At 48.4% G+C, this 4,735-nt stretch carries 5 protein-coding genes; all 5 read left to right on the forward strand.

All coding sequences use genetic code 11. From position 1 onward, the window contains the following. The first annotated feature begins 205 nt into the window (after positions 1-205). On the forward strand, positions 206-1,357 hold the full coding sequence (locus C9J01_RS29975) for a flagellin N-terminal helical domain-containing protein (RefSeq protein WP_237157085.1): 1,152 nt from the start codon (positions 206-208) through the stop codon (positions 1,355-1,357). Positions 1,358-1,787: 430 nt separating this feature from the next. After that, positions 1,788-3,143 carry a flagellar filament capping protein FliD gene (gene fliD, locus C9J01_RS29240; protein WP_107301563.1) on the forward strand — a complete coding sequence of 452 codons (1,356 nt, stop codon included), beginning with the start codon at positions 1,788-1,790 and terminating at the stop codon, positions 3,141-3,143. A gap of 11 nt (positions 3,144-3,154) precedes the next feature. Then, on the forward strand, positions 3,155-3,550 hold the full coding sequence (gene fliS, locus C9J01_RS29245; protein ID WP_107301564.1) for a flagellar export chaperone FliS: 396 nt from the start codon (positions 3,155-3,157) through the stop codon (positions 3,548-3,550). Next, positions 3,540-3,854: a hypothetical protein gene (locus C9J01_RS29250; RefSeq protein ID WP_107301565.1), complete on the forward strand. Its 315-nt coding sequence runs from the start codon at positions 3,540-3,542 to the stop codon at positions 3,852-3,854. The genes fliS and C9J01_RS29250 overlap by 11 nt, the downstream gene beginning before the upstream one ends. Then, positions 3,851-4,735 (forward strand): flagellar hook-length control protein FliK (locus C9J01_RS29255; RefSeq protein WP_201797890.1); only part of this gene is annotated, 885 nt, incomplete at its 3' end. The genes C9J01_RS29250 and C9J01_RS29255, both read left to right, overlap by 4 nt.

A 4,735-nucleotide genomic window follows, 5' to 3' on the forward strand; every position in this document is an offset into this window, starting at 1 on the left:
AGTCCCCAGTCCCCAGTCCCCAGAACCCAGGATCTAGGACCTATATTTATTGAGCTATTTCCCTTTTTAATTTAAGAAAAAAATATTTTTGTCGTAGGCGAAAAAATAATAAAAAATTGCCAAAACTCTGTTTAAGGGAAGCGGTTAGGTGTCGTTTTATAGAGGTGTAGACACTCATACAGAATAATCCACAGAGGGCAATAACATGCTATCAATTCATACTAATTACACGTCTCTGATCACTCAGAACAACCTGAACAAAACGTCTGGTGCTATGGATAACGCGATGCAGCGTATCTCTACTGGCTTCCGTATCAACAATGCTTCTGACGATGCTGCGGGCCTACAGATTGCGACTCGCCTACAGTCTCAAGTTAATGGCCTAGGTGTTGCCCAGCGTAACTCACAAGATGCTATCTCTATGCTGCAAACAGCAGAAGGTGCATTCGACGAGATGACCAACATCGGTCACCGCATGAAAGACCTAGCAACTCAAGCAGCTAACGGCACTAACTCTGATTCAGAGCATGATGCAATGCAAGCTGAGTGGGATCAGCTAGTGAACGAGCTAGACAGCATTGTAAGCAACACCCAGTACGGCTCTGGCAACAACCTATTTGCTGAAGGCGGCTTGTTTGACCAAAACATCACTTTCCAGATTGGTTCAACAACGAATGAAACACTAGATATCAACATTGCAGCAGCACTTTCAGGTGTGCGCGATGTGATTGCTGGCCTAGGTGAAATGGATCTTGGTGTTTCTCGTGACAGCTCAATCGAAATTATGCTAGGTGGCGAATCAATTTCAAGCCTGGCTGATATTGATGGCAATGAGGATGCGATCTATGGCGATGCAGATCTATTAGCAGCTATGAGAGATGCAGGTTATGAAGGTGATGCATGGAATGCAAATTGGCTTGATGATCAACATGCTGAGTACGACCCAGCTGCTGCCGCGGCTTTCGAAGCGGCTGCTAAAGTAGAAGTTCAGGCAATGCTTGATGATGTTCAGCTAGAGCGTGGCGCACCTAAGGCTATGGATGCTGTTGATGCACTGCTATCTGGTGGTACTTTTGAGTACACAGACCAAGCTGGTGACATCCAGACAGTAACGACTGAAGGTATCGGCTCTATCCGCTCTGAGCTGGGTGCAAACATCAACCGTCTTGACCACACTATCGTGAACCTTGGCAACATGGCTGAGAACACGGAAATGGCGAAAGGCCGTATCATGGATACTGACTACGCGGTTGAATCTTCAAACATGATGAAGAACCAGATGCTAACGCAGATGAGCATGTCTATGCTATCTCAAGCGAACGGCATGTCTGGCATGGTAATGAGCCTAGTAGGCTAACTGCTAAGCGGTTAATTTACCTAGCGGCAAATTCGTTTACGCGAAATAACTGCAATTAAACCACTCCAAATAAATCAAAACCGCAGCGTAGGCTGCGGTTTTTTTATTTAAAAAATAATAAAAACTAATTTAGTTACTTTTTTTAAATAAGGGTTAGACCATTAAGAGTCTAGCTTTTTTTGTCGATTGTTATTAATGAGAAATTAATTTTTATAGCGGAAATAGTGATTTTCCGCTACCGGAAGTAAATCTTCCGCTTATCTAATTGAAGAAAGCTATTCAAGCGATATAGCCGTAAATATAACCAAACTTAGCGTGAGTTAGCGAATATTTGCTTAATTTAAGGTTGGAACAACTTTTGCATAAAGGCATTAAGTACAGCTTTTCCTTAAGTGGATTTTAAATACGGGCTAGGTTGAGGAGAAACTCAATGTCAATGATGGACCCAGCTTCTTTAGCAATGCAGATGGTGATGATCCAGCGTCAGCCATTTGATATTCAATATGCTAACCAACAGGCAATGTACCAAGCACAACTTGATGCTTGGAAAGATATCGATTCAGCATTCAGCAGCTTTTCATCCGCGCTGGAGAATATGAACAAAGCCGACAATAGCTTTGTGAAAAATAGCGCAACACCAAGTGAAGAAGGCTATATCAATGCCACCGCGAGCGGCAGTGCCCGCCACGGTAGCTACGACTTGTTCGTCAAGCAACTGGCACAGGCCCAGCAAGAAGCGATAACCCTAAAGGGCGAAGACCTTCCCACCGAGGGTGTCGTGACTATCGATATTGCCGGTAGTAAAGAGCCACTGGTCATTGATTTCGGTGAGTTCAACAAGGACGGCGACAAGACTATCACCGATCTTGCCGACTACATTGAGGAGTTTGATGAGGGGATCTCAGCCTCTGTGGTGCGTTCTGGCGATGAAGTGAGTTTGATCCTCAGCAGTAGCGAAACTGGTGAAGAAAATAGTTTCAGCCTGTCGTTCGATAACAGCCTTGGCGAATATTTCCATCCACCGAAGACACTGACAGAGGCGCAGGATGCCATTGTCATGATTGGTGGTGAAGATGGCCTAGAGATCCGCAATAGCTCCAATACTATCGACGATGCCATTTCTGGTGTCACGCTTGAGCTGACTAAGGCCCATGAGCCGAATGACAAGCCACTGACCCTTGTTATTGGCGGTGATAGCGAAGCATCTACCGAGGCTGTTGAAGAGTTTGTTGACGCTTACAACGAACTGATGAACACCATTCTCAAGCACACCATGACCGATTACCAAATCGAAAATGATGATGGTGACAATGACGATGACAGCGTCAAGTTTACCAAAGCTGGCGTGCTTGCCAGCGATTCTACTGCCCGCAGCCTCAAGGGCATGCTTAACAATATCGCCCGCGGCCAATTTGATGAAGGCACCTTGTACAGCATCGGTATTGAAGCCAACCGCGACGGCACACTGAAAATCGACAGCGAGCGGTTCGAGCAGGCGTTGGCTGAAACACCGGAAAAAATCGACGCTATTTTCTTTGGTGATAACGGTGCCCTGACGGCGCTGGAAAAGGCGATTGAGCCGTACACCGGTTCGGCGAACTCCGGCAATAACCTGCTAAAAGGACGCCAGGAAAGCCTGCAAGGCAATATCGACCGGGTTGAGGACAAGAAAGAACAACTCGATTACCGCATGGAAAAAACCTACAACCGCTACTTGCGCCAATACACCGCAATGCAGCAAACCATGATGCAGATGGAATCGACCGGTTCCATGTTTATGTTTTAGAGGAACAAATGATGTTAATGGATGATTCTGGCTTCGAGGCGTACCAGCAAGTTGATGTGGAAGCCCAGGCAGCGGCTGCTAGCCCTTATCAATTGGTGCTGATGCTGGTTGATGGCTTCATGGATAACCTGACCCGTGCCGAAGGCCATATGGCAGCAAACCGCCTGAAAGAAAAGGGCGAGTCTATCGGCAAGTGCATCGACATTATCGGTGGCCTTAACAGCGCACTGGACATGCGCCAAGGCGGGGAATTGGCCCAGCAGATGAACCAGCTTTACGATTTTTGCAGCATGCGCCTGTTCGAAGCTAGCGTCCATAACGATGCCGAAAAGCTGGCAGAAGTACGTACTGTCATGGGCAATATCCAGCACGGCTGGCACAACTTCGGAGCGGCCAATGAAGGTTAATACGACCCAAGTCAGGCAGCTAACCTTGCAGCTCAACCAGAGCTACCGACGCAAAGAGTGGCAGACGGTCCGCAAGATTGATAAAGAGATTTACACCATGCTGGCTGCACTCAAGCAGCAGCCTGATATTGCCGAATCACTGCGCCGGGAGATCCTTCAGCTTAAGCAGGTTCACCTTGCAGCAATGACAGCGTGCGAAATGGAGAAAGCCCACCTTGGCCAGATGTTGGCTAAGTTCCAGAACCAGCGTGAAGGGGTATCGGAATATCAGCAGGTCGAAATGGCAGGAGGCTACCTACGATGAGTCACCTTTCGGTACCGCCTTCGATGCCTCAAGGCCGTGCTCATGCCGCGTCGGCTTTACCTTCACCGGCACAAAACAAGGAGGCCTCCTCTTGGTTGGATAGCTTTGCATCATTGCTTGGGATGGGGGCTGAGCAGGGAGCTGAAATCGCCACGGTTGAAGATGAAAACCCGTATTGGTTTGATCTGTATGACCAGCTTAAAGGGCTGGCAGAAGGTGAAGACTGGGTTTTCAGTAGTGCCCACCCATTTATGGAGCAACTGCCGCCGGAAGGACAGTTTCGCCTTATTAATATTACCAATGAGTTAAGTGGTGATGTACGTGACCAACTGCTTGGCATGATGCGCCGAGCAGACGGGCTACAAAGTGTATCGGTTCAGATGGGCCAATCGCAGCCAGCGATCCCACATTACTTATCAGCCGATGGTACAGCGCAGGGCGAGTCATTGTCTTTTGAACAGGCCATTGAGCGGGTGATTTCCAATGCGATGACACCGGTAAGGCAGGAAAGCACCAATCCTGTCCTTTTACAGCAGTTAGCGCAAGCGAATGGCTTTACAACCCTGTCTCTCCAAGATGCACCTAATGCTGTGTCGGCTGTTGAGAATCAATCTAATCACTCTGCAACATCCCGGGCGGAATGGGCTCCGGTAAGAATGGCAGAAAACCAACAGCAATGGGGGCAGCAGCTGGTGTCTGTGCTCAAGGAGCGGGTGCAGATGCACCTCAACCAAGATGTTCAGCATGCCCGTATCCGCCTCGACCCACCACATCTGGGCAGCCTTGAGCTGTCAGTCAAGATGGAAAATAACAAGATTCAAGTCCATATCGCTGCGGCTGATCCGGCTTTGCGCGAAGCCGCCCAGCAGGGGGCCGAACGC

The organism is Photobacterium rosenbergii (genome assembly GCF_003026455.1).
Taxonomy (GTDB): domain Bacteria; phylum Pseudomonadota; class Gammaproteobacteria; order Enterobacterales; family Vibrionaceae; genus Photobacterium; species Photobacterium rosenbergii.

Coding starts and splice junctions, on each gene's coding strand:
- C9J01_RS29975 (WP_237157085.1), top strand. CDS start 206: ATGCTATCAATTCATACTAATTACACGTCTCTGATCACTCAGAACAAC.
- fliD (WP_107301563.1), top strand. CDS start 1,788: ATGTCAATGATGGACCCAGCTTCTTTAGCAATGCAGATGGTGATGATC.
- fliS (WP_107301564.1), top strand. CDS start 3,155: ATGTTAATGGATGATTCTGGCTTCGAGGCGTACCAGCAAGTTGATGTG.
- C9J01_RS29250 (WP_107301565.1), top strand. CDS start 3,540: ATGAAGGTTAATACGACCCAAGTCAGGCAGCTAACCTTGCAGCTCAAC.